Source organism: Defluviimonas salinarum (genome assembly GCF_026013545.1).
Taxonomy (GTDB): Bacteria; Pseudomonadota; Alphaproteobacteria; order Rhodobacterales; family Rhodobacteraceae; genus Albidovulum; species Albidovulum salinarum.
This window is the reverse complement of the sequence record NZ_JAPDOG010000026.1, coordinates 1-23,208: the sequence shown is the minus strand read 5'-3', so window position 1 is coordinate 23,208 and position 23,208 is coordinate 1. Positions and strand designations below refer to the sequence as shown.

The following is a 23,208-nucleotide window of genomic DNA, read 5'->3' as shown; positions in this document are numbered from 1 at the left end:
TCAGCTCAGACCGATGGCGCCACCGGGCTTCGCACCGGCGCCCGGATCACCTCGACCGGGCAGGGATACTCGCCGCGCCGCAGGAGGCTGTTGAGCCGCAGGTCGCGATAATTCTCCGGGATGAAGACGAGACCGTCCGGGAACCGCCGGTTGATCTTCAGTGCGACCGCGACTTCGCCGGCGGCGGATCGCACCAGCAGGCGGTCGCCCTCCGCGAATCCCAGCCGCTCCGCGTCCGCCGCGCTCAGTTCGACATAGGGGTCCGGCGCGATCGTGTTCAGGATCGAGGACCGTTCGGACAGGTATCCGTTGTGGAAGAGGCCGTTGCCGGTCACCAGCAGGAGCCCGCCGCGCGGTAGTTCGGCGGGCGGGAGGGCCGGAAGTTCCGCCGCCCCTTCCGGCACCGGGTCCGAGCTTGTGAACGCGCCGTCCGCTGCCGGCGGCTTTCCCGCCAGCCCATCGTAGGCCATCACCATCCGGGCGATCTCGTCGCGGACTTCGTCGGTGCGTTGCGGCCGCCACGGATGGTCGCCTTGCGCCGCAACGAAGTCGAAGATCGCCAGATTGTCCCGCGCCTCGAAAGCCGGCTCGCGGAACTTGCCGAGCGCCTGAGCGCGGCCCTCGCCATTGGTGAACGTGCCCGCCTCCTCGCCGTAACCGGCGGCCGGCAGAACGATCTCGGCCAGCGCCGCGGTCTCGGAAAGGAAGGTGTCCTGCACGATCAGCAGCTCCGCCGACCCGAGCGCCCGCGCCGCGAGATCGCGGTCGGGATAAGCGGCGAGGATGTCGCTCTGGACGACGTAGAACGCGCCCATGCGACCCCCGGCGCACAGATCGAGCATGCCGTCGAGCCCGTGGCCCGACTCGGCCGGGATCGGCGCATGCCAGGCCTCGGCGAAGCGGTTCCGCACCGCGTCATCCCTGACCGCCCCCAGCCCGGGCAACACGTCGGGCAGGACCCCGAGATCCCAGGCACCAAGCTGGTTGGCCCGGTCGAAGAGAAACTGGAAGGCCGGGCCCTTGTCCAGCGCGGCGAGGCGCCGGAGCAGATGGCCCAGATGCCGGAGCGTCGTCTCCGCCGTCGGCGGCCGCAGCACGTCGGCGCTGACCAGCACGCTCACGCGGGCCGCGGCGGCAAGCTCGGCCGCGAGCCGTCCCGCATCGCCGGCGGCGGCCTCCGCGACCAGCGCCGCCGCGACCGCCGCAAGGCCGGATGCCTCGCCGCCCGGCTCGACGCGAAGCACCGCCCGCGCATCGGCCTCCAGGCGTGACGGCCGGGCCGAGAGCATGAGAAGCCCTGTCCTCCCCTGCCGCACGGCGTCCCGCAGCAGATAGTCGGTGACCGGATTTTCCTCGGTCACGTTGCCGCCCACGACGAGCACGCGGTCGCTGCGCGTGAGGTCGTCGAGCGGCGCGCGGGTCAGGAACTCCCCGAGCAGCGGCCGCAGCGCGTCGACCGGCGTGGACCAGCGCGAGGAGCAGTCCATGCTGTTGGTGCGAAACGCCGTGCGCATCAGTTTCTGGAACTGGTAAAGCACTTCGTTCGGCAGCCGCGGCGAGGCCACGCCGCCCGACGGCTTGCCCCGGACCGCATCGAGGCAGCGGCGCAGATGCGCGCCGGCCTCGTCCCAGGATACCGGGGCCAGTTCCCCGTCGCGGCGGATCATCGGCCGCTTCACACGGTCCTTCGCCTCGACGAAATCGAGCCCGAACCGCCCGCGCGCGCAGAGAAGCTCGCCGTTCAGCCCCGCGTCCCATTTCGAGCGGATGCGCTTGAATTCGCCCTTGCGGGTGCCGACCGTCAGCTGGCACCCGGTGCCGCAATGCGGGCAGACGGTGTCGGTCTCCACCAGATCCCAGGGCCGCGACTTGTAGCGGTAGGGAAAGCTCATCAGCGCGCCGACCGGGCAGACCTCGACGCAGTTGCCGCACTGGTCGCAGCTCGCGAGGCTGCCCTCGAAGCCGGTCACGGCGGTGTCCATGCCCTTATCGACGGTGCCGAGCGCCACCGCGCCGACGACATCCTCGCAGACCCGCACGCAGCGCTGGCACTGGACGCAGCGGTTGACGTTCATGATGATGACCGGGCTGAGCCGGATGTCCTTCGAATGGAACACCCGCTTGGCGTCGCGGAACCGGCTTTCGCGCGGGCCGTATGCCATCACCATGTCCTGCAGCTCGCATTCGCCGCCCTTGTCGCAGATCGGACAGTCGAGGGGGTGATTGGCCAAGAGCATGTCGAGCATCGACGACCGCGTTTCCGCGATCAGCTCGGACTCGGTCCTGACCACCATGCCGTCGGCCACCGCCGTCGCGCAGGCCGGCTGCAGCCGCCTCTGCCCCTCGATCTCCACGAGACACATCCGGCAGGAGGCGAGCGGCGGCAGCCGCTTGATGTAGCAGAAGGTCGGGATCGCGAGCCCAAGGCTCTCGGCCGCCTGAAGGATCGTGGTGCCGGGCTCCACTTGAAGCTTCTGGCCGTTGATCGTGACGTCTGGCATCGCCGTCTCGCACTCCTCGCTCAGTGGAACGGGCATTTCTGCCGGTCGATATGCGCGGCGAACTCGTCGCCGTAGTGCTCGAGCGCCGCCCGAAGACCCATCGCCGCGCCGTCGCCGAGGGCGCAGAAGGTGTTGCCGAAGATGCCCTTGCAGAGGTCCCGAAGCTGATCCAGATCGTCCGGCGCCCCCCTGCCCGCCTCGATCCGGCGCAAGACCTTCACGACCCAGTTCAACCCCTCGCGGCAGGGCGTGCATTTGCCGCAGGACTCGTGGTGGAAGAACTCGATGATCCGGGTCGCGACCTTGACCATGCAGGTCGAGTCGTCGATCACGATCACCCCCGCCGAGCCAAGCATCGAACCGGCTGCGGCGAGGGAGTCGAAATCCATCGCCACGCCGAGCCCCTCGGCCGGGATCACCGGCGCCGAGACCCCGCCGGGGATCACCGCCTTGATCCGGCGCCCCGAAAGCGGCCCGCCGGCATGTTCCTCGACCAGCTCGCCAAGCGAAATGCCCATCGGCAGTTCGTAAAGTCCCGGTTTCCGCACCTGTCCGCTGAGGCAGTAGAGCTTCGGGCCGGGGCTCTTCTCGGGGCCGATGTCGCGAAACCAGTCGTCGCCGCGGGTCAGGATATGCGGCACGCAGGCCAGCGTCTCGACATTGTTGACGACGGTGGGGCTCGCATAGAGCCCCTCGACCGCCGGGAAGGGCGGCTTCAGCCGCGGCTGCGCCCGCTTGCCTTCGAGCGAGTCGAGCATCGCGGTTTCCTCGCCGCAGATATAGGCCCCGGCGCCCTCGTGGATATGCATTTCGAAATCGAAGCCGGAACCGAGGATGTTCTGGCCGAGATAGCCCTTGTCGCGCGCCTCGCCGATCGCGGCGCCGAGCGTCCGGATCGCCTTCACATATTCGCCGCGGATATAGACATAGGCCGTCGCGGCGCCGATCGCATAGGCTGAGATCGCCATACCCTCGATCAGCTGGTGCGGGTCGCGCTCCATGATGATCCGGTCCTTGAAGGTGCCGGGCTCGCCCTCGTCGGCATTGCAGCAGAGGTATTTGGGCCTTCCGGGCGCCTTCGGCACGAAGCCCCATTTCATGCCGGTCGGGAAACCCGCCCCGCCCCGCCCGCGCAGGTTCGCGGCCTTGACGATACCGATCACCTCGTCGGGCGTATGCTCCTTCAGCGCCCTGGCGAGCCCCCGGTAGCCGCCCGTCGCCTCGTAGGCGGCAAGCCGATGCGCGTCGGGCCTGTCGAGGTTCTTCAGGAGGACCGGCTCGAACATCGCTACTCCCCCGCCATCTCGGTCGCTCCGGCGGCCGCGCCCGCCTCCGCCCGAAGCCGCGTCAGAAGCGCGTCGAGCCGCGCGATGTCGAGCGCGCCGTGATAGTCGTCGCCGACCTGCATCACCGGCGCCATCTCGCAGGCGCCAAGACATTCGACGGTGGAGAGCGTGAAGAGCCCGTCTGCCGTCGTCTCCCCCTTCCCGATCCCGAGCACCGTCTCGATGTGGGCAAGTAGCGCCTCCGATCCGCAGAGCATGCAGGAGACGTTGTCGCACAGCTGCAGGTGGTACCGGCCCACCGGCTCGGTGTGAAAGAGCGTGTAGAACGTCGCGAGCTCGTAGACCCAGATCCGCTCCACCCCGAGGATGTCGGCGACCTCCTCCAGCACTTGGCCCGGCAGGTGGCCATGGAGGCGCTGCGCGATCAGCAGCGCCGGCATGATCGCAGAGCGCCGGTCGGGATAGCGCGCGGCGGCCGCCTCGATCTCGGCGCGCATGTCGGAGGGGGGGCTCACTTGTCCACCTCGGCCATCACCGGGTCGAGGCTGCCGAGAACCGCTATCATGTCGGCCAGATAGTTGGCGTTCCTCGTCCCGAAGAGCCCCTGGAGATTGACGAAGGACGGCGCCCGGACCTTCATCCGGAACGGTTTTTCCGACCCGTCGCTGATGATGTAGAAGCCAAGCTCGCCCTTCGGCGCCTCGATCGCCGAATAGACTTCGCCCGCGGGCACCTTGAAGCCGTAGGCCGAGAGGTCGAAATGCTGGATCAGCGCCTCCATCGAGCAGTGTACCTTGGTCTTGTCGACCGGAAAGGCGATGGTCGGCATGTCGATCTGGAACGGGCCGTCGGGCATCTGCGCGAGACATTGCTCGATGAGGCGGACGCTTTCGCGCATCTCGTCGACCCGGCACTGCCAGCGGGCGTAGCAGTCGCCCGCGTCGCGGGTGATGACGTTGAAGTCGAGCCGGTCGTAGATCTCGTAGGGCTCGTCGCGGCGGATGTCCCAGTCGACGCCCGAGGCGCGCAGGTTCGGGCCGCTGAGGCCAAGGTCGATCGCATCCTCCGGCGCGATCACGCCGACGCCCTGGGTGCGCTTCAGGAACACGCGGTTGTCCTCGACCAGCCGCTCGTAATCGCGGATCCGGTTGGGAAAGATCTCGCAGAACTCGCGGATCTTCGGGAAGAACTCGGCCGGAAGATCCTCGCGCACGCCGCCGACGCGGCAATAGGAAGTGTGCATCCGCGCCCCGGTGATCATCTCCAGAAGATCCATGATCATCTCGCGCTCGCGCATCGCGTAAAGCAGCGCGGTCATCGCGCCAAGGTCCATCGGCAGCGCCCCGGTGATCAGGAGATGCCCCGAAAGCCGTGCCAGTTCCGCCATCAGCACGCGGATATACTGGGCGCGGATCGGCGCCTCGATGCCCAGAAGCTTCTCCACCGCCAAGGCGAAGGCGAGGTTGTTCGAGGGCGGGCAGAGATAGTCGAGCCGGTCGGTCAGCGGGAAGATCTGGGTATAGGTGAAGCTCTCGCTCAGCTTCTCGGTGCCGCGGTGGAGATAGCCGATATGCGGATCGACGCGGGCGACGTATTCGCCGTCGAGCTCGAGCACGAGGCGCAGCACGCCGTGGGTGCTCGGATGCTGCGGGCCGAGGTTCAAGAGCACCTCCCGCGTGTCGGGCGCGGCACCTTCCGGCGGCGTCAGTTCGGTGACTTCGGTCATCTCAGGCTCCCGGCGTGGGTTCGTCCTCCTTCGGTGGATCGTGGGTGGCGAGGTCGGGTCGGGTCGGCGGCTTGCCCTCCGCGCCATAGGGATTGAGGTCGTCCTTGTAGCCGCGCAGCGGGAAGTCCTTGCGCTGCGGGAAGCCCTCGAAGCCCTCCCACATGTAGATCCGGCGCAGATCGGGATGCCCCGCGAAGCGGATGCCGTACATGTCCCAGGCCTCGCGCTCATGCCAGTTGGCGGTGCGCCAGACGCTGACCACCGACGGGACCTCCGGCGGATCGCCGAGCCGGCACTTGATGCGGATGCGCCATTTGTTCGCGAGCGAATAGAGGTGGTAGACCGCCTCGAACCGCGGCGTCTCGGGGTGGTAATCGACACCGCAGATGTCGGAGAGGAAGTCGAACCCGAGCGTGGAATCGTCCTTCAGGAACCGGCAGAACCCGACGATGAGATCGGGCGGCGCCGCGAAGGCATGGACCCCGTGGGTGAGGCCGAGATCCGCCACCCTCTCCCCGAACCGCGCAAGGATCGGGGCCGGGTCGAGGGGCTTACGCGCGCTCATGGCCCGCGATCCGCTCCAGGGGCGTCCCCGCAAGCGCCCGGGTCCGCTTGATCTTCTCCTGCAACAGCAGGAAGCCGTGCATCAGCGCCTCGGGCCGCGGCGGGCAGCCCGGCACATGGACGTCGACCGGCACGAAGGTCTCCGATCCCTGCACCACCGCATAGGTGTTGTAGACCCCGCCCGAGATCGCGCAGGTGCCCATCGCGATCACCCAGCGCGGCTCCGGCATCTGGTCGTAGAGCCGGCGCACAACCGGCGCGAACTTGCGCGTGACGGTGCCCGCGATGATCATCACGTCGGACTGCCGCGGCGAGGGCCGGAACACGACGCCGAACCGGTCGAGATCATAGCGCGCGCAACCGGCCGAGATCATCTCGATCGCGCAGCAGGCGATGCCGAAGGTCTCGGGCCAGAGCGCCGAGCGCCGGCCCCAGCTGACGATGCTGTCGGCGGTGGTGAAGAGCACGCTGTCGCGGATCGCCGTGTTCACAGTTCCCATTCGAGCGCCCCTTTCAGCCAGGCATAGGCGAAGCCCACGAGCAGGAGGAGGATGAAGACGAACATCTCGATATAGCCGACGATCCCGATCTCCTTCAGCACCATGGCCCAGGGAAACAGGAACATCGCCTCGACGTCGAAGACGACGAAGAGGATCGCGAGTACGAAGAACTGGACCCGGAAGAGCCCGCCCGCGGCCTCGCCCGCCGGGTCCATGCCGCATTCATAGGGCATGTTCTTCGCCGGATAGGGGTTCGACGGGCGCAGGAGCGACGAGACAAAGAGCGTCGCCACCGCCACGAGGACGATTCCGGCGATCATGAAGAGGATCGGCAGGAACTCCATTTCGGTCATGTCGCATCGCCCCGCTTGACTGCCGGGGAGCTCTGCTCAGGCCGCACACGACCCCCTCTGGGACCGGTGTCGCGGACCCCCGGAAGCGACTTGGGCATTCCTTTCTTGCCCTTACAGCCTATTCGGACGGCCGGTTTTTTGCAAATCCAATCCCTCAGCCGCCGAACACGGATTGTTGAGCAAGTCCAAGAAACCATGCCGGAAACAGGCCGATGCCGAGCGTGCCGAGAGCGGTGACGGCAAGCACGACCCGCAGCCCCGGCGTCAGCGCCGGGTCGAACGCGCCGGACGGCTCGCGCATGTAGATCACCATGACGATGCGGATGTAGAAATAGGCCGCGACCGCGCTCAGGAGCACCGCGATCACCGCGAGGATGACGAAGCCCTGATCGACGAGCGCCACCAGCACGTAGAACTTGGCGAAGAAGCCCGCCGTGGGCGGAATGCCGGCCAGCGAGAAGAGGTAGAGGAGCAAGAGAAGCGCCAGCACCCGGTGCGACCGCGCGAGGCCCGCATAATCCTCGATCGCCTCGCCGGACCTCGCACCGTTTCGCATCATGACGACGGCGCCGAAGATGCCGAGGTTCATGAAGGCGTAGATCAGGAGGTAAAGCATCACGCTCGCGATGCCGTCCGCGCCACCCGCCACCACGCCGAAGAGCGCGAAACCGGCATGGGCGATGCTCGAATAGGCCAGAAGACGCTTGATGTTGTCCTGCACCAGCGCCACGAAGCTGCCAAGCGCCATGGTCGCGACGGCAAGCACCGCGACGATGATCCAGACGTCGGACGCGGCGACCAGCGGGTTGAGGAAGACCCGGAGCACGACCGCGAAGCCCGCCGCCTTGGGGCCCACGGACATGAAGGCGGTTATCGTCGTCGGCGCGCCCTCATAGACGTCGGGCACCCACATGTGGAACGGCACCGCGCCGATCTTGAAGACGAGCCCCGCGACGATAAAGATCACCGCGAGCGCGAGGCCCGTATCAGCCCCGCCCTCGCCCGCCGAAGCGGCGAAGGCGTCAAGCTGCGTCGTGCCGGTCAGCCCGTAGACGAGCGAGACCCCGTAAAGGAACACCCCGGTCGCCACCGCGCCGAGGATCACGTATTTCAGCGCCGCCTCGTTCGATCGCCGCTCGGTCCGCATGAACCCCGTGAGCACATAGGTGCAGAGCGACATCAGCTCCAGCCCGACATAGACCATCAGAAGATCCGTCGCCGAGGCCATGATCATCATGCCGGTGAGCGCGAAGAGCAGAAGCACGTAGTATTCGCAGCGCTCGATCCCCTCGATCTCGGCGTAGCGGCGCGACATCAGGATCGTGAGCGCGGTGCCGAGGTAGCAGACGACCTTGATGAAGACCGCGAAGCGGTCGGCCAGAAACATGCCCGAATAGGCGGGCCGCACCTCTCCGGCGAGCATCAGCGTCATCGCAGCGGCGATCAGCACGACCGCGACCGAGGCCAGCACGAGCACATCGCCCCTGCCCTTCGGCACGAAAAGCCCGCCGATCAGGAGGATGCAGGCGGCGGTGACCACCCAGATCTCCGGCAGGCTCGCAAGGATCGACTGGAGAAGCTGCGCCTCGTTCATGGCCCGCCCTCCTGCCCGTGGACCTGGGCCAGGAGATGGCTCACCGAGGCGTCGATGATGCCGAGGAAGGGCTTCGGGTAGAGCCCGACCCAGAGCACGAAGACGGCAAGCGGCAGCGCCGCCGCAAGCTCGCGGGCGTTCAGGTCCCAGACCTCATGACGCTCCGCGACCCGCGCCGGGCCGAGCGCCACCCGGCGGTACATGCTGAGAAGATAGGCGGCACTCAGAAGCGCCCCGAGCACCGCCGCCGCACCGGCGGCGAGGCTCACCGCGAAGCCGCCCGACAGGACCAGCAACTCGCCCACGAAGGCATTGGTCCCGGGCAGCGCCATCGAGGCGAGCGTGAAGAGCGCGAGGAACACGGTATAGACCGGCGCCACCTTCATCAGCCCGCCATAATCGGCGATCGAACGGCTGTGGGTGCGTTCGTAGATGAGGCCGACGAAGAGAAAGAGCGCCCCGGTCGTGACGCCGTGGTTGAACATCTGCAGGATGCCGCCCTGAAGCCCGCGTATGTTCAGCGCGAAGATCCCGAGCGTGACGAAGCCCATATGGCTGATCGAGGAATAGGCGACGAGCTTCTTCAGATCGTCCTGCGCCAGCGCCAGCAACCCGCCATAGACGATCGCGAGGGCCGACAAGGCCAGCATCAGCGGCGCGAAATGGACCGAGGCATCGGGCAGCATCGGCAGCGAGAAGCGCAAAAAGCCGTAGGCGCCCATCTTCAGCAGCACGCCCGCGAGGATGATGCTGCCCGCGGTCGGCGCCTCGACATGGGCGTCGGGCAGCCAGGTATGGACCGGCACCATCGGCACCTTGACCGCGAAGGCGACGAGGAAGGCGAAGAACAGCCAGGCCTGGACGGCGAACGGATAATCCCCGTCCATCAGCGCGAGGATGTCGAAGGTCCTGCCGCCCTGGAAGTAGAGCACGATGACGCCGACGAGGAAGAGAAGGCTGCCCGCAAGCGTGTAGAGGAAGAACTTGACGGCGGCATAGACGCGGCCCTCCCCGCCCCAGACCCCGATGATGACGTACATCGGGATCAACATCGCCTCCCAGAAGACGTAGAACAGGAAGAGGTCGAGCGCCGCGAAGACGCCGAGCATCAGCGTCTGCATGACAAGGAGGCTGACCATGAACTCCTTCACCCTGGTCGCGATCGCGGCCCAGGAGGCGAGCACCGAGACGACGCCGAGAAGGGCCGTGAGGAAGACGAAGAGCGCGCTGATCCCGTCCACGCCGAGCGCATAGCGGATGCCGAGCGCCGGCACCCAGTCGCGGGTCTCGGTGAACTGCATCGCATGGGTCGATCCGTCGAAACCTGCGAGCAAGCCGAGGCAGAGCGCGAGATCGGCGAGCGTTACGGAAAGCGCCACCCACCGCACCGCTGCGTCGTCGCGCAGGACCATCAGGAGGGCCGCCCCGGCGGCGGGCAGGAAGACGATGAGGCTGAGCCAGGGAACCGCCATCGCCCCCCCTACCGCCAGACCACGGCGAAGACCGCGATCGCGGCGATCACGCCCGCCACCATCGCCAGCGCATAGTGCGTCACGAGCCCGCTCTGAACCCGTCTCAGCCGTGCGCCGCCGCGCAGGATCGTCCGGGCGACACCGTTGACGATGGCGTCGATGCCGCCGAGATCGGCCCTCAGCCCGGCCTGCGCCGTCTTGTGCAAGGCGGGCAGCGCCGTGGTCTCGGTCACGTCGCTCACGGCGGCCTCGTAGCGCGCGAGCGGGCGTTCGGCGAGCCACATGAAGCCGCGCGCGGCCCGACGGTAGACCCAGTCGGTGTCGAGGCTGATCGTATCCTCGGGATCGAGCGCGCGGAGGAAGAGGACGAAGCCAAGCGCCGTGAACATCAGGATGCCGAGGCTCTCGGTGACATGGGCGCCGGTATAGGGGACGAAATCGACCGCATGGGGCAGGAGCGCATAGAGCGGGTCGGGATAGACGCCGATCGCCACGCAGAGGACCGCCGCGATCGACATCGCGAGCAGCATGTTCTTCGGCGGCTCCGGCGGTCGCAGCCCCTGATCCTTCCCGAAGAACATGTAATAGGGCAGCTTCAGCCCGGTATGGAGGAACGTGCCCGACGAGGCCATCGTCAGGGCCAGCATCACCCAGGCCCGATGATCCTCGCCGGCCGCCGCCACGACCATCGACTTCGTGACGAAGCCCGAGAAGAACGGGAAGGCCGAGATCGCGAAGGCGCCGATCATGTAGAGCGCCACCGTCAGCGGCATGGTCCGGTAGAGCCCGCCAAGCTCGGTCAGCTTGCGCCGCCCGGTGACATGGATCACCGCGCCGGCGCCCATGAAGAGAAGCGCCTTGTAGAGGATATGGGCGAAGGCGTGGCTCGTGGCGCCGTTCAGCGCCATCTCGGTGCCGATGCCGATGCCGGCCACCATGTAGCCTACCTGGCTCACGATGTGATAGGCGAGAAGCCGGCGGCAGTCGTTTTCCAGCACCGCGTAGACGACGCCGTAGAGCGCCATCGCCGTTCCGAGCCAGACCAGCAGTTCCGTCCCCGGAAAGGCGCGGGCGAGCACGTAGACCGCGGTCTTGGTGGTGAAGGCGCTCATGAACACCGCGCCGGTGACGGTGGCCTCGGGATAGGCGTCGGTCAGCCATGCGTTCAGGGGCGGCACGGCGGCGTTGAGGATAAAGCCCGCGAGGATCAGGTACCCGGCCACGCCCATATCCTCGCCGATCGGGCCGAACAGCACCGATCCCCTGGCGAGCCCGTAGAGGATGACCCCGCCGAGAAGCGCCACCCCGCCGGTGACATGCACCATCAGGTAGCGGAACCCCGCGCCGATCGCCTTGTCGCCGCCCTGAGCGAAGATCAGATAGGCGGAGGCGAAGGCCATCCCCTCCCAGAACAGGAACAGCGTCAGGTAATCCCCGGCAAAGACCACGCCGAGCGCGCTGCCGACATAGGCGAAGGCCGCGACATGCTGGCCGGGGCGCTCCAGATGCAGGGCATAGATGGTGCCGATCAGCGCCATGATCGTGAAGACCGTGGCGAAGAGGATGCTGAGCCGGTCGGCTTTCGCCACCAGGATCTCCTGCCGGACGAAGCGCGCGGCGCCGTAGCTGCCTGGCTCTATCGTCTGGACCGCGAGGATCGCCAGCACAGGAATCAGCACGAGCCAAGCCTTGCGGAGCGTGCCCTTCAGGAACGGGACCGGCAGGGCACCGAGGAGGAACAGCAGCGAGGGATGCACGAAATCAGTCATAGTAATCCTCGCGCCGCATCAGCCCGCCCCGGTGGCCGAGGAACTTGGAGACGAAGATCAGAAGCACGCAGGAGCCGAACCCGTAGGCCGCGGGCCAGCCCGGCATGCGTTCCCAGATGTAGTCGGCATGGCCGCGATAGACGAGGAAATCGGCGATGACGATCGCACCCAGCGTGGCATAGAAGAGCCGCCGCCGGCTGCGGGCGTGTTTCGCGTCTCCGAAGAAATCGACAATGCGCCTGATCATCGGACGACCCCTTCCGCGAGCGCCAGGAAATAGCCCGGCAGAATGCCCATCAGCACCGACAGGACGGCGGTCGCCACCAAGGGCACCGCAACCATCGGAACCTCGCGGACCGGGGCCGGGCTGTCCTGCGGCTCGGCCCCGAAGAAGGCCACGTAGCTCACGGGCAGGAAATAGGCGGCGTTCAGCACCGAACTGAGGAGCAGCACGATCAGGAAGGTGACCTCGCCGGCCTCCATCGACCCGAGCGCCAGATACCATTTGCTGACGAACCCGGCACTTGGCGGCACACCGATCATGGAGAGCGAGGCGACGAAGAACGCCCCCATCGTCCAGGGCAGTTTGCGCCCGATCCCGCCCATCTCGCTGATCTTCCGCTTGCCGGAGGCGCAGAGGATCGAGCCCGCGCAGAAGAAGAGCGTGATCTTCGAGAATGCGTGCGCCGCGATATGGAGGATGCCGCCCACCATCGCCACCGGCGACAGCAGCACCGCGCCGAGCACGATGTAGGACAGCTGGCTCACCGTCGAATAGGCAAGCCGCGCCTTAAGATCGTCCCGCGTCAGCGCATAGACCGAGGCCATCAGGATCGTAAACGAGACGAGATAGGCCGTCGCGAGGCCAAGCCCGAGTCCCTCCATCAGCCCCGCGCCGAAGACGTGGAAGACGACGCGCAGGACGCAGAAGACGCCCATCTTGACGACGGCCACCGCATGGAGCAGCGCGCTCACCGGCGTCGGGGCGACCATCGCGGCGGGCAGCCAGGCATGGATCGGCATCACCGCGGCCTTGGCGAAGCCGAAGAGGTAGCAGAAATAGACCACCGTCAGCAGCGCCGGCGCCGCGGCGCTCTCCGCCAGAAGCCCGCCCGGCACGAAATCGAGCGACCCCGCGAGGTGATACGTCAGCGCCAGCGCCGCCAGAAGGAAACTCTTCGACGCGCCCATGAGGTAGACGAGATACTTGCGGCTGCCGGCCCAGGCCTCCTCGTCCTCGTGGTGATAGACGAGCGGGTAGGTGACGAGGCTCAGGATCTCGTAGAAGATCACCAGCGTGAAGAGATTGGCGGCGAAGGCGCCGCCCGCGGCGGCCGCGAGGCTTGTGGCGAAACAGGCGAAGAAGCGGGTCTGGGCGTGTTCGTTCAGACTCCGCATGTAGCCGATTGAATAGATCGCCGCGAGGATCCACAGAAGCGACGCGACGGTCGCGAAGACCATGCCGAGCGGATCGACCCGGAAGGCGAAGTCGATGCCGGGCAGGATCTCGAACAACCGCAGTTCCACCACGCCGCCCGCCAGGACGACCGGCGCCATCGAGACGACGATCGCGAACATCACGACCGCCGCGACGGGCGAGACCAGGTCGCGCAATCTTTCGCGGTCATTCAGGAGAAGCACCAGCACCGCCGCCAAGAGGGCGACCGCGATGGCCAGAAGCGGCCGGATCGAGACAACCGGGTCCAAACCGCTATCCTTTCAACATGGTGACCTCGTCGACCTTGAGGGTGGCCTTGTTCCTCACAAGAGCGACCAGGATGCCGAGGGCGATGGCGACCTCCGCCGCGGTGATCGCGATGACGAAGATCGCGAAGATCCGGCCGCGGAAATCGTCGTGGAACGCCCCGAAGGCAATGAAGTTGATGTTGACCGAGTTGAGCAGCAGCTCGAGCGACATCAGCACGACAAGGATGTTGCGCCTCAGCAGCACCCCCGCCGCCCCGATCACGAAGAGCAAGACGCCAAGGACGACATACCAGGAAAGCGGCACCATCAGTCCGCCTCCTTCCGCGCCAGCACGATGGCGCCGACGAGCGCCACGAGAAGGATCACCGAGGCCACCTCGAACGGCAGCAGATAGTCGGCAAAGAGCGTCGTGCCGAGCTCCCGGATATTGCCCGCGGTGCGGGAGGTCGCGGGCGCCGCGACCGAGAACCGGTCCGACATGATCACCAGCGCCAGCATCTCGACGCCGAGGAGGACGAGCAGCACCAGCGCCGGCAGGCTGCCGCCCGGAACGAAGCGCTGCAGCACCGCCTCGCGCACGTCGATCATCATGATCACGAAGACGAAGAGGACCATGATCGCGCCGACATAGACGAAGATCTGGATCACCGCGAGAAGCGGCGCCGCGAGCAGCACGAAGATCGCCGAGATCTGCAGGAAACACGCCATCAGCGCCAGCGCGCTATGCACGGGATTATGCGTCAACACCATGATCAGGGCCGTGATCACGGCCGCGGCAGCGAAGACGAGAAAAAACCCCTGCTCCATCGATGCCGATCCTTCTGAAGTGACCTGCGAAGCGGCGCGCGATGGCCGGAAACAATGTGACTAGCCACCTCAGATGCGTGCGTAAATTGTGCCCCAGTTTCGGAATTTTCTCAAGATTTTACCGAGTTGGCGCCACGGCCGCCGGGCTGCGCAGCAACATGCCCTTGCCCGCATCACGAGGCGTCACCGCGCAAGGGAAAGCCCCGGACGAGGAGGAGATCCGTCCGGGGCAAGTGCGTTAGGCGATACGGCTCCGCTCAATACCGGCGCGTCCGCCGCTGACGGCTGGACCTGCGCCGCAAGGGTTCGTCACCACCGCTTGCATCGAGGGTTGCAACGCGGTCGCGGCGCGAATGCCCGATCCGGCTGCCGTAGCTTCGACGGGCCGACGGCGCGGCAGGTCAGGCGGCCGGCTTGCGCCCGCGCGCCTCGAACACGAAGCCCAGGAAATTCAGCAGGATCTGCGCCGCGAGAATCGAGGTGCCGCCGGTCGGATCGTAGTCCGGCGCGACCTCGACCAGATCGATGCCGACGACCTCGTTGCGCCGGGCGAGCGCCTGCAGCATCTCCAGCACCTCGTAGTAGAGGAAGCCGCCGTGGCTGGGCGTGCCCGTGCCCGGCGCGATCGAGGGACAGAACCCGTCGATGTCGAGCGTGACATAGACGCGGGCACCGGCCGGGATGCGGTCGATCACCGCCTTGGCTCCCAGCGCCCGCATCTGCCGCACCGAGAGAATATCCGACCCCATCCGGCGGGCATCCTCGTACCCCTCCTTCGCGGTGGAGGAGACATTGCGGATGCCGACCTGGGTGAGCCCGGTCACATAGGGCTTCTCGGCGGCGCGGCGCATCGGATTGCCGTGGCCATAGCGGACGCCGTGGCGCTCGTCGACGAAGTCCAGATGGGCGTCGATCTGCAGGATGTGGATGTCGCCGCGCCCCTCGAAGGCGTCAATGCAGGGGATGTTGACCGAGTGGTCGCCCCCGATGACGACCGGGAAGGCCCCGGCGTCCAGGATCGCGTTCACGCCGGCCTTGATGTTGGCGTGGCTCCTGACGGTGTCGGTATGCACGATGTCGGCGTCGCCGAGGTCCACGATCCGCACGGCGGCCGGCAGGTAGGTGCAGTCGTCCTCATGGTCGTAGGCGCCGGCATGGCCGAAGCTGAACAGCGTCGAGGCCTCGCGCACCGCGCGCGGTCCGAAGCGGGCGCCGGACCGGAACTGGGTGCCGAAATCGAAGGGCGCGCCCAGGACCGCGACATCGGCGTCGATCCTGGACCAGTCCTCGACATAGGGCCGCTTGCCGAAGGTGGAAATGCCGACGAAGGGCAGGTTCAGGCGGCCGGTCGCGTAGCCGTGGGTTTCGGTCTTTGCGTCGTTCATGTCGTCACTCCTTGTAAAAGGGTCAATGGGTCAACGGAAGGCGAGGTCACGCAGGCCGAGGGCGATCGGCGGGAAAACCATGACCAGAACCGCCACGGCGAGCAGGATCAGGAGGAAGGGCGGCACGCCGCGGATCACCTCGAGGAACGGCCGGCGAAACACGGCGACCGCGGTGAAGAGGTTGCAGCCGAAGGGCGGCGTGGCGGCACCGATGGCGACCTGCATCGTGATGATCACCCCGATCAGCACCGGATCCAGCCCGGCGCTCGCGACGAGCGGGGCGAAGAGCGGCACGAGGATCAGCATGACGACGATCGAGTCGACGAACATGCAGCCGAGAAAGAAGGCGATGTTCACGGCAATCAGCACCTTGACCGGCCCGGCCCCGTCCAGTCCCACGGCCGCGATGATGGCCTGCGGAACCTGGGCGTAGGAAATGATCCAGGAAAACGCCGAACCCGCCGCGATCAGGATGAACACGATCGAGGTCATGACGCCGGTCGAGAGCGCGATGTCCCAGACATCCCTGAGGCCGATGGACCGGAAGCAGACGAGTTCGAGGACCAGCGCGTAAAGAACGCAGACCGCCGCCGCCTCCGTCGGGCTGAAGATGCCGCCATAGATGCCCCCGACGACGAGCACCGGAAAGCCGAGCGGCCAGACCGCGCCGCGCACCGCGGCAAGGCGCTCCGCCCAGGTGGCGCGCGGCAGGACCGGGATCTCCTGTTTCCAGGCCACGACCCAGCACCAGGCCGAGAACAGCGCCACCACCACCAGGCCCGGCCCGATTCCGGCGATGAAGAGTTCCGAGATCGAGGTGCCCGAGAGAACGCCATAAACGATCATGCCGATCGAGGGAGGGATCAGATAGGCGAGGTCGGCGGCGTTCACGATCAGCCCGATGGCGAAATCGTCGCGGTAGCCCGCGCGCAGCATGCGCGGCCGCATCGGCCCGCCGATGGCGACGACCGTCGCCTGGGTCGAGCCGCAGACCGCGCCGAACAGAGCGCAGGCGGAGGTCACGGAAATCGCCAGCCCGCCCCGGACATGGCCCATGAAGCGCATCACCAGATCGACCAGCCGGTCAGCGGAATGGCCGCGCGTGATGATGTCGGCCGCAAGGATAAACATAGGCACCGCGACCAGCGCGGAAGGCTTCACCCCGCCGATCATCTGCTGCACGACCTGCTGCAGGGAAAGATCGGGGAAATAGACGAGGAAGGCGAGAAGGGTGGCGCCGAGCAGCGGCATCATCATCGGGTAGCCTGCGATCAGCAGCAGGCACATGACGGTCAGCATCATGAGGGTCATGGATCAGGCTCCTGCGTTCGGCTCGGCGGAACCGTCGGTGGCGTGATGGGCGAGGAGTTCGGCAAGCTCGGGGTCCTCGTAATCGTCCGTTTCGCGCAGCGCGATCCACACAGCGGTCCGGTTCGCGACATTCGCCCAGGCCGCCAGGGCGAACTGCACCCCGGACAGGAGAAAGCCGGCCACGACGCCGACATAGCCGATCCAGAGCGGGATCTGCATGGACGGCGTCAGACGGCCCCGCGCGGCGACCTTCTGCACGTATTCGAAGGCGTGCCAGGCCAGCAGGAACATGGCGGCGGCGGTCGACACCGCGATGACGACCATGAGCCACCGGCGCAAGCCGGCGGGCACCATGTCATAGACCGCGGACATGCGGATATGGCGGCCCTTGCGGGTCACGTATCCAAGACCCACGAAGGTCACCGTGACCATCAGGATCTCGTTCAGTTCCTCGGAAAAGTAGATGCTGTGGGCGAAGACGTAGCGCCCAAGCACATTGGCGATCGTGTTGACGGCCATCACCACCATCGAGAGTCCGACGACCGCGGCCTCGGCCCACGCGACGGCGTCGTCGAGGCGCACCAGCGCGCCGCGGTTTTCGTGTACTCGCTGTTCCATGACATCCTCCTCCCGGACAGGAACACCCCCCGCCGGCCTGACGCCGCCGGGGGGAGGATCTTCACCCGCCGATTTCGGCCTGGAGCGCAGTCAGGAGTTCCGCGCCGCGCGCCCCCACGATCTCGCCCACGGCCGCCTGGGTGGCTAGCGACCGCTCGCGGAACACGGCGCGCTCCGCTTCGGTGAGCTCGATCGTCTGGATACCCGGCTTTGCCGCCTTGATCCTGTCCAGCCGCTCCTTGTTGAAGGCCTCGACAACCGGCGGGATGAAGTCGTTCAACTCGGCGAAGGTCTGGTCGATCAGCGCCTGACGGTCCGCCGGAAGCGTCTGGTACCAGTCGTCGCTGGCCATCACGGCCGTGATCAGGTCCTGCTCGCCGGCCCAGATCAGGTAATCGGTCACCTCGTAGAACTTCATCTCCTCGATCGTCGGGACCGGATTGACCTGGCCGTCAACCTGACCGAGCTGCAGCGCGCCGTAGACCTCGCCGAAGGGCACCGGCGTCGGGCTGGCGCCGAGATCCTCGTACGCCTTCAGCAGGAGCGGCGACACCATCACCCGCATCTTGAAGTTCGACAGATCGTCGGGCGCACGGATCTCCTTGCGGGTCGTCCAGACCTGCGGCCCCTCGCTGTACAGCGCGCCGAGCCTCAGCCCCTTGGCCGCGAAATCCTCGGCCAGCTCGCCGTGGATGGTCGGGCTCGTCGCCAGCACCTCGTTGAGCGTCGCGCTGTCGCTCGGCAGGATGTAGGGGGCGAGAAAGATCTGGCTCTCCGGCACGATCGTGCCGAGATTGCCGATCGAAAGGTTGGAGAGCTGGACCACGCCGTCGGCGGTCTGTTCGGCCACCTCCGTCGGAGAGCCGAGCGCGCCGAGCGGGTAGATCGTCACGGTGACCTCGCCGCCGGTCGCGGACTCGACGCGGCTTTTGAATTCCTGCGCGTAGCTGTCCATGATCGAGCCGGGGATCTCTTCGATCGCGAATTTCCATTCCTCGGCCCCGGCGATGCCGGCCAGCATCATGCCGATGACACCGGCGAGCGCCGACGTTCTGAAAGTTCCAGTTTTCATAGGGGTTCCTCCACGTTTGACGCCGGATTCGCTCCTCGACGATTGGCGCCCGCCCCCTTGTTGCAGCTCGGTAAGCCGCCAAAAATCATAAGTTTGAGTTGTTCACTTCATGTTTTTTGAAGTAACTTGCGGATCGAAGGCGGAACCGATGCGCGTCAGCGACTACACATTGCGGAACCTGCGGACGTTCTGCGCCGTCGTGGAACACGGCGGATACGGCGGGGCGCAGGAGATCATCGGCGCCGGGCAGACGGTGATCTCGACCCATATGCGTGATCTCGAAACCGCTCTGGGGTTCAGCCTCTGCCAGCGCGGACGCGCCGGCTTCGCCCTGACCGAGAAGGGCGAGGAGGTCTACCGCGAGGCAAAGCGCATGCTTGTTTCGGTGGACGATTGCGAAGCCAATCTCGGTGCGCTGCGGAAGATCCTGACGGGCCATCTGAGGGTCGGAATCGTCGACAGCGAGGCCGACAATCCGGACCTGCCGGTCCACGAGGCCATCCACCGGTTCTTTTCCCGCGAGCATCAGGTCCGGCTGAGCCTCGACGTCGGCACTCCCGAACTTCTGGGCAAGGGCCTGCGGACCGGCGACACCCATGTCGCCATCGGCCCCTTTCCCAGCCGGCAGCCGAACATCAGCTACACGCCGGTCTATGTCGAGGAACATGTCCTCTACTGCGGCCGGGGGCACCCGCTCTTCTCCGCCGATCCCGACGAGCTAACGCTTGCGGCGATCGCCGCCTATCCGATGACCCTGCGGCCCTATCTGCAAAGGAGCGAACTGGCCGCGCTGCCGGATCCCGTCGCGACCGCGATGGTTTCCAATATGGAGGCGCAGGTGGTGCTCATCCGCAGCGGGTCGTTCCTCGGGTTCCTGCCGGTCCACTTCGCCCGGAAATGGGTGGAACGCGGCGAGATGCGGGCGCTGAGCCTGCCCGGGCTCGGCTGGCGCTCGCAGTTCTACATCGCCTGCCGGATGCAGCCCGACCTGCCCATGGTCGCCCGGCAGTTCGTCGACGACCTGATCCACTGCCTGTCCTGACCGGGCCGGCGGCGCGCCGCCGGGGCCGGATCCTCAGCATTCCGGCAGGTTGACCGCGAGCCCGCCGGTCGAGGTTTCCTTGTACTTGAGGTTCATGTCGATCCCGGTCTGCCGCATTGAGCCTCCCCATCTGAATTGGTCCACCGCTATGGTTAGGAAACGGAGGATCAGTAATGGGCAACAAGCGACACAAGCCGGAAGAGATCGTTACGAAGCTGCGGCAGGTTGAGGTGCTCGTCGGGCGAGGCATGGCGCGGGTGGATGCGATCCGAGAGGTGCGCATATGGTCACTATCGGAACGACTTGCTCCGAACTCGCTATTTTCTCACAAGTCCGTGAGATTGGGCCGAGCATCGAGCGCGCGTGATATACTTCGCCCTTGGGGCCCGATCGGGCAGCTTTGGCAATCCGATATGAAGTGGGGGTCACAATTATGAAATCGGCAACGACGACATCAATGCTGCTTCCGATCGCTGCACTGGCATTCGGAGCGGCTTTCGCTGGCGACATGAGCCAAGAAACCCAAGAAACTACCGTACATCGGTTCTCAGACTTGTCCGTTGTGGATGGAGCCAAGGGCACGCTTACACGGATGGACAACGGCGTCTACTTGTCGGTGGATACACACGAGTTGGCGCCGGGCCACGCTGTGACCATGTGGTGGGTCGTGTTCAACGAACCCTCGATGTGCTCGGACGACGAGTGCGGCGAGAACGATGTGCTGATGATGGACGCAGATGGCAATATCGCAGACAGCCAGGACGGATCCGTTCCGATCAATCCTGAGGCGTGGGAAGCAGCCAAAATATCAGTTCTGCGCGCCGATGGCCTCATCATACCCGAGGGCGGTATGGCCAACTTCCGCGGCCACCTACCGGTGGGAGACACGACGGAGGCACTAGGCGGGCCGGGTTTGCTAGATCCGCATAAGGCGGAAGTTCACTCGGTAATCCGCACACACGGCAAGGTCGCACCTGACGAACAGAATGCGGCCGTCAACTCATTTGCCGGTGGCTGCGACGAAAACTGGCCGAACGCGCCCTGCGAAGACCTGCAGTTCACGGTTTTCAAGCCAACGATGTGAGGCATAGCGGGTTACTTCCGATGCGGAGCGGACGGGCACAATGAAAACGGGGCGGATGCCGACGCTTCCGTCCCGATGACGAAGGTTAAACGCTCACCTGACATGAAGAGAAAATCTGAACCGATGCGATCGATGTTGCCCGCGATGCTCTTGGTCGGGGCGTTCGCCCTGCCCGCGTGGGCTGCTTCAATTATGATCTCGGCGTATTCCATCGACGAGGTCGCCGGCGGCGCATTGCCCGAGGTAAGCGAGGTAACCGCGATCGAGGCGATCATTGTGTTCCGTTCCTCGCAGCCTTTGGCGTGTTCCGTTGTCTTCGGGGAGAGCCCCGACTTTGGGCGCATTGCGGTTGACGATGACATGAATGGCGGCGCGCACAGCGATCACCATCCGGTCTTATCGGGTCTAACGCCGGACACCGAGTATTTCTATCGTGTCCAGGGCACTGGGCACGATGGAAAACTCTATGTCGGCGATGTGCGCAGCTTCAGAACGCTGCAACAGGCCGCTGCGCAACCGAATCTGGCCGACCTTTCGGAAGGCGCGCGGATCCGTTCAGTCAGCAGCAACTTCGGCGGCGCGGCGAATGACGGAGCATGGGGTGCAAACGCTGCGATTGACGGCAACCGCGCTACCGCGTGGTCCTCGAACGGCGACGGCGACGGGGCGTTTATCGAGATCGAGTTAAGCAAAACGGCTCGCATAGGCGAGGTGGCGATCTGGTCGCGCTCCATGGCCGACGGCACGTCGCGAATTGCCAGCTTCACGTTGACTGACGATGCAGATCACAAACATGGTCCCTTCGTACTTCCGGATACGAAGGAAGCACACCGATTTCCACTGCTCACCGAAACTAGAACCCTCCGCCTAGACGTGGTTGAAAGCACGGGTGGAAATACCGGACTTGTTGAGTTCAGCGTGTTTCCACGTTAACGTTTGTCCGAACCTTTGACGGACTCTGACCGTAAGCGTTTGTGCCGGCCGCTGCGACCTTGAAGGGGTCACCCGGCTTCCGCGTAGGGACATAACCCAAGCCACCGATCGACCGACCGTATCAGGATGGGATCGCCACTGACGTAAATGCGATCATTGGCGATTTCGGTTTCAAGTGCTGAGTATCCCATCCACGCCGAGGTCAGTGCCTTGACCTCGGCCTCGATGAAGAGATCAACCTCGAATCCCGGATCTGACATGCACAGATCTACATCCACGCCGGGCTTGGCCACCATCCAGTAACTCGCCACCTCCTCCGTCAGATCGGTGAAATGGAACCGGATCACAATCCGTCGGCGGGGAAGCTGCACGGGGTCAATCGTGCGACGCAGCTGCCACATCAGATAATCGGGATTGGGCTCTCCGAGCACGACGGACGCCCGGATATTGCGATAGGCCCAGTCGCCCAGACACGTCATTGCATCTTCGAGTTCGGTCGCCAAAGGCGTGCGGACGTAGTCGACCGTAGCCTTAGCTCGATCTTCGATGCGCTCGACGAGGCCGTTGGCCTCCATTTCCTTCAACCGTCGCGACAGGAGCGTCGGCGAGATACCAGGAACACCGCGCCGGATCTCGTTGAAGCGGGTCGAGCCGTCCCACATCTCTGCCAAGATCAACAATGTCCAGCGCGGCTCGATGATCTCGCAAGCCATGGCAAGCGGACAGAACAGGCTGTAGCTCTTTTCCGCCATTTCCGGTCCTCCGTCTGCCAAAGGTACCCGCGAATACGCCAGGCAGCCAGTCCACAAAGTGTACCGGCGGCACTACAATCTCGTGACTGGTCGGGCGGGGGCCGGCGAGTGATCTTTCGTCTACACTCTTACGGAGGACGAAGAATGATCGATGCTATGGAAATCGTCGAGACCATGTGCGAGCGCTACAGTTCGGCCGTCACCGCCAATGACTCCGCCGCCTACCGGCAGCTGTTCTGCGCTGACGCGATCCGTGTTCCGCCAGGGTCCGAACCGGAACGCGGCCCGGACGAGATCGCTCGCGGAGAGCAGGCAGACTATGACAAGGCCCGGTTTACATGCAACTCGCACCCGATAGACGCGCTCCACCTCGCCGACAACCGCGTTTTTGGCTTCGCTGAGGCGGCAGTGAAGACCGTCGCGCATGGCACCGGCGAGATCAGGTCGTTCAGGGCGACCAAAGCCTGGCTTCTGGAACGTCAGCCGTCAGGAGACTGGCTGATCAAGCGGCAGATGTGGAACCTGAGATGATCTGGTAGATATTCTTCAGCCACACAGACGATTCCGTAGCGCGCGCGGCCCTCCTTGGCACGCGTTTGCGGCAAAGCGTAGCACCTGCCCCGCCCCACCTGAGTGGTCCGTTTTGAGTGTTAGTGCATGATCGGCCTTTGGTCTATCGGGACGATGGTTTCAGGAGCCGGCGGACGGTAGCCCAGAGCACTGTGTGGTCGC

At 65.6% G+C, this 23,208-nt stretch carries 23 protein-coding genes; 4 read left to right on the top strand and 19 right to left on the bottom strand.

The annotated features are described in order from the left end of the window. Window positions 1-5: 5 nt before the first annotated feature. The 18 genes from nuoG to dctP all read right to left on the bottom strand — a co-directional run bounded on the left by nuoG (window position 6) and on the right by dctP (window position 18,665). Window positions 6-2,537 (bottom strand): NADH-quinone oxidoreductase subunit NuoG, encoded by a 2,532-nt coding sequence (gene nuoG, locus OM960_RS20240; RefSeq protein ID WP_264773239.1) that lies wholly within the window; start codon window positions 2,535-2,537, stop codon window positions 6-8. Beyond that, window positions 2,522-3,787: an NADH-quinone oxidoreductase subunit NuoF gene (nuoF, locus tag OM960_RS20235; protein WP_264773238.1), complete on the bottom strand. Its 1,266-nt coding sequence runs from the start codon at window positions 3,785-3,787 to the stop codon at window positions 2,522-2,524. Before nuoF ends, nuoG begins: the two co-directional genes overlap by 16 nt. A gap of 2 nt (window positions 3,788-3,789) precedes the next feature. Next, window positions 3,790-4,302: an NADH-quinone oxidoreductase subunit NuoE gene (gene nuoE / locus OM960_RS20230; protein ID WP_264773237.1), complete on the bottom strand. Its 513-nt coding sequence runs from the start codon at window positions 4,300-4,302 to the stop codon at window positions 3,790-3,792. After that, the gene (gene nuoD / locus OM960_RS20225; RefSeq protein WP_264773236.1) at window positions 4,299-5,513 is read right to left on the bottom strand and encodes an NADH dehydrogenase (quinone) subunit D; all 1,215 of its coding nucleotides are present in this window, start codon (window positions 5,511-5,513) and stop codon (window positions 4,299-4,301) included. The genes nuoE and nuoD overlap by 4 nt, the downstream gene beginning before the upstream one ends. Before the next feature lies 1 nt (window position 5,514). After that, window positions 5,515-6,078 carry an NADH-quinone oxidoreductase subunit C gene (locus OM960_RS20220; protein WP_264773235.1) on the bottom strand — a complete coding sequence of 188 codons (564 nt, stop codon included), beginning with the start codon at window positions 6,076-6,078 and terminating at the stop codon, window positions 5,515-5,517. Then, window positions 6,065-6,577, bottom strand: coding sequence for an NADH-quinone oxidoreductase subunit NuoB (gene nuoB / locus OM960_RS20215; RefSeq protein ID WP_264773234.1), 513 nt, complete (start codon window positions 6,575-6,577; stop codon window positions 6,065-6,067). Before nuoB ends, OM960_RS20220 begins: the two co-directional genes overlap by 14 nt. Beyond that, entirely contained in the window at window positions 6,565-6,930 is a 366-nt protein-coding gene (locus OM960_RS20210) for an NADH-quinone oxidoreductase subunit A (RefSeq protein WP_264773233.1), read from the bottom strand. The genes nuoB and OM960_RS20210 overlap by 13 nt, the downstream gene beginning before the upstream one ends. Before the next feature lie 154 nt (window positions 6,931-7,084). Further along, on the bottom strand, window positions 7,085-8,524 hold the full coding sequence (locus tag OM960_RS20205) for an NADH-quinone oxidoreductase subunit N (RefSeq protein WP_264773232.1): 1,440 nt from the start codon (window positions 8,522-8,524) through the stop codon (window positions 7,085-7,087). Further along, window positions 8,521-9,996 carry an NADH-quinone oxidoreductase subunit M gene (locus OM960_RS20200; RefSeq protein ID WP_264773231.1) on the bottom strand — a complete coding sequence of 492 codons (1,476 nt, stop codon included), beginning with the start codon at window positions 9,994-9,996 and terminating at the stop codon, window positions 8,521-8,523. The genes OM960_RS20205 and OM960_RS20200 overlap by 4 nt, the downstream gene beginning before the upstream one ends. 8 nt (window positions 9,997-10,004) lie before the next feature. Continuing rightward, a complete protein-coding gene (locus OM960_RS20195) occupies window positions 10,005-11,765 on the bottom strand; it encodes a Na(+)/H(+) antiporter subunit D (protein ID WP_264773230.1) in 1,761 nt (586 codons plus the stop codon). After that, a complete protein-coding gene (locus OM960_RS20190; RefSeq protein WP_264773229.1) occupies window positions 11,758-12,012 on the bottom strand; it encodes a hypothetical protein in 255 nt (84 codons plus the stop codon). The genes OM960_RS20195 and OM960_RS20190 overlap by 8 nt, the downstream gene beginning before the upstream one ends. Beyond that, window positions 12,009-13,472, bottom strand: coding sequence for a monovalent cation/H+ antiporter subunit D family protein (locus tag OM960_RS20185; RefSeq protein ID WP_264773228.1), 1,464 nt, complete (start codon window positions 13,470-13,472; stop codon window positions 12,009-12,011). Before OM960_RS20185 ends, OM960_RS20190 begins: the two co-directional genes overlap by 4 nt. A gap of 4 nt (window positions 13,473-13,476) precedes the next feature. Beyond that, window positions 13,477-13,779: an NADH-quinone oxidoreductase subunit NuoK gene (gene nuoK / locus OM960_RS20180; RefSeq protein WP_264773227.1), complete on the bottom strand. Its 303-nt coding sequence runs from the start codon at window positions 13,777-13,779 to the stop codon at window positions 13,477-13,479. Beyond that, window positions 13,779-14,279: an NADH-quinone oxidoreductase subunit J gene (locus tag OM960_RS20175; protein WP_264773226.1), complete on the bottom strand. Its 501-nt coding sequence runs from the start codon at window positions 14,277-14,279 to the stop codon at window positions 13,779-13,781. Before OM960_RS20175 ends, nuoK begins: the two co-directional genes overlap by 1 nt. Before the next feature lie 401 nt (window positions 14,280-14,680). Further along, window positions 14,681-15,664, bottom strand: coding sequence for an agmatinase (gene speB, locus OM960_RS20170; RefSeq protein WP_264773225.1), 984 nt, complete (start codon window positions 15,662-15,664; stop codon window positions 14,681-14,683). 30 nt (window positions 15,665-15,694) lie between these two features. Continuing rightward, window positions 15,695-16,975 carry a TRAP transporter large permease gene (locus OM960_RS20165; RefSeq protein ID WP_264773224.1) on the bottom strand — a complete coding sequence of 427 codons (1,281 nt, stop codon included), beginning with the start codon at window positions 16,973-16,975 and terminating at the stop codon, window positions 15,695-15,697. A gap of 3 nt (window positions 16,976-16,978) precedes the next feature. Then, the gene (locus tag OM960_RS20160; RefSeq protein WP_264773223.1) at window positions 16,979-17,593 is read right to left on the bottom strand and encodes a TRAP transporter small permease; all 615 of its coding nucleotides are present in this window, start codon (window positions 17,591-17,593) and stop codon (window positions 16,979-16,981) included. 61 nt (window positions 17,594-17,654) lie between these two features. After that, window positions 17,655-18,665, bottom strand: a complete 1,011-nt coding sequence (dctP, locus tag OM960_RS20155; RefSeq protein WP_264773222.1) for a TRAP transporter substrate-binding protein DctP — start codon at window positions 18,663-18,665, stop codon at window positions 17,655-17,657. A gap of 148 nt (window positions 18,666-18,813) precedes the next feature. Here dctP and OM960_RS20150 point away from each other — a divergent pair, with 148 nt between their 5' ends. The 3 genes from OM960_RS20150 to OM960_RS20140 all read left to right on the top strand — a co-directional run bounded on the left by OM960_RS20150 (window position 18,814) and on the right by OM960_RS20140 (window position 21,724). Next, on the top strand, window positions 18,814-19,707 hold the full coding sequence (locus tag OM960_RS20150) for a LysR family transcriptional regulator (protein WP_264773221.1): 894 nt from the start codon (window positions 18,814-18,816) through the stop codon (window positions 19,705-19,707). Window positions 19,708-20,164: 457 nt separating this feature from the next. Further along, window positions 20,165-20,791, top strand: a complete 627-nt coding sequence (locus tag OM960_RS20145) for a hypothetical protein (RefSeq protein ID WP_264773220.1) — start codon at window positions 20,165-20,167, stop codon at window positions 20,789-20,791. Between the two features lie 75 nt (window positions 20,792-20,866). Further along, the gene (locus tag OM960_RS20140; protein WP_264773219.1) at window positions 20,867-21,724 is read left to right on the top strand and encodes a discoidin domain-containing protein; all 858 of its coding nucleotides are present in this window, start codon (window positions 20,867-20,869) and stop codon (window positions 21,722-21,724) included. Window positions 21,725-21,792: 68 nt separating this feature from the next. Here OM960_RS20140 and OM960_RS20135 read toward each other — a convergent pair whose 3' ends face one another. Then, window positions 21,793-22,476 (bottom strand): winged helix-turn-helix transcriptional regulator, encoded by a 684-nt coding sequence (locus tag OM960_RS20135; protein WP_264773218.1) that lies wholly within the window; start codon window positions 22,474-22,476, stop codon window positions 21,793-21,795. A gap of 144 nt (window positions 22,477-22,620) precedes the next feature. Between OM960_RS20135 and OM960_RS20130 the strand changes: the two genes are divergently transcribed. Further along, window positions 22,621-23,007, top strand: coding sequence for a YybH family protein (locus OM960_RS20130; protein WP_264773217.1), 387 nt, complete (start codon window positions 22,621-22,623; stop codon window positions 23,005-23,007). The last annotated feature ends 201 nt before the right edge of the window (window positions 23,008-23,208 follow it).

Coding starts and splice junctions, on each gene's coding strand:
- OM960_RS20175 (WP_264773226.1), bottom strand. CDS start 14,279: ATGGAGCAGGGGTTTTTTCTCGTCTTCGCTGCCGCGGCCGTGATCACG.
- nuoB (WP_264773234.1), bottom strand. CDS start 6,577: ATGGGAACTGTGAACACGGCGATCCGCGACAGCGTGCTCTTCACCACC.
- OM960_RS20150 (WP_264773221.1), top strand. CDS start 18,814: ATGCGCGTCAGCGACTACACATTGCGGAACCTGCGGACGTTCTGCGCC.
- OM960_RS20135 (WP_264773218.1), bottom strand. CDS start 22,476: ATGGCGGAAAAGAGCTACAGCCTGTTCTGTCCGCTTGCCATGGCTTGC.
- OM960_RS20145 (WP_264773220.1), top strand. CDS start 20,165: ATGCTGCTTCCGATCGCTGCACTGGCATTCGGAGCGGCTTTCGCTGGC.
- nuoK (WP_264773227.1), bottom strand. CDS start 13,779: ATGGTGCCGCTTTCCTGGTATGTCGTCCTTGGCGTCTTGCTCTTCGTG.
- nuoD (WP_264773236.1), bottom strand. CDS start 5,513: ATGACCGAAGTCACCGAACTGACGCCGCCGGAAGGTGCCGCGCCCGAC.
- OM960_RS20220 (WP_264773235.1), bottom strand. CDS start 6,078: ATGAGCGCGCGTAAGCCCCTCGACCCGGCCCCGATCCTTGCGCGGTTC.
- OM960_RS20140 (WP_264773219.1), top strand. CDS start 20,867: ATGACGAAGGTTAAACGCTCACCTGACATGAAGAGAAAATCTGAACCG.
- dctP (WP_264773222.1), bottom strand. CDS start 18,665: ATGAAAACTGGAACTTTCAGAACGTCGGCGCTCGCCGGTGTCATCGGC.
- OM960_RS20130 (WP_264773217.1), top strand. CDS start 22,621: ATGATCGATGCTATGGAAATCGTCGAGACCATGTGCGAGCGCTACAGT.
- OM960_RS20210 (WP_264773233.1), bottom strand. CDS start 6,930: ATGACCGAAATGGAGTTCCTGCCGATCCTCTTCATGATCGCCGGAATC.
- OM960_RS20200 (WP_264773231.1), bottom strand. CDS start 9,996: ATGGCGGTTCCCTGGCTCAGCCTCATCGTCTTCCTGCCCGCCGCCGGG.
- OM960_RS20195 (WP_264773230.1), bottom strand. CDS start 11,765: ATGACTGATTTCGTGCATCCCTCGCTGCTGTTCCTCCTCGGTGCCCTG.
- OM960_RS20190 (WP_264773229.1), bottom strand. CDS start 12,012: ATGATCAGGCGCATTGTCGATTTCTTCGGAGACGCGAAACACGCCCGC.
- speB (WP_264773225.1), bottom strand. CDS start 15,664: ATGAACGACGCAAAGACCGAAACCCACGGCTACGCGACCGGCCGCCTG.
- OM960_RS20160 (WP_264773223.1), bottom strand. CDS start 17,593: ATGGAACAGCGAGTACACGAAAACCGCGGCGCGCTGGTGCGCCTCGAC.
- nuoG (WP_264773239.1), bottom strand. CDS start 2,537: ATGCCCGTTCCACTGAGCGAGGAGTGCGAGACGGCGATGCCAGACGTC.
- OM960_RS20165 (WP_264773224.1), bottom strand. CDS start 16,975: ATGACCCTCATGATGCTGACCGTCATGTGCCTGCTGCTGATCGCAGGC.
- nuoF (WP_264773238.1), bottom strand. CDS start 3,787: ATGTTCGAGCCGGTCCTCCTGAAGAACCTCGACAGGCCCGACGCGCAT.
- OM960_RS20205 (WP_264773232.1), bottom strand. CDS start 8,524: ATGAACGAGGCGCAGCTTCTCCAGTCGATCCTTGCGAGCCTGCCGGAG.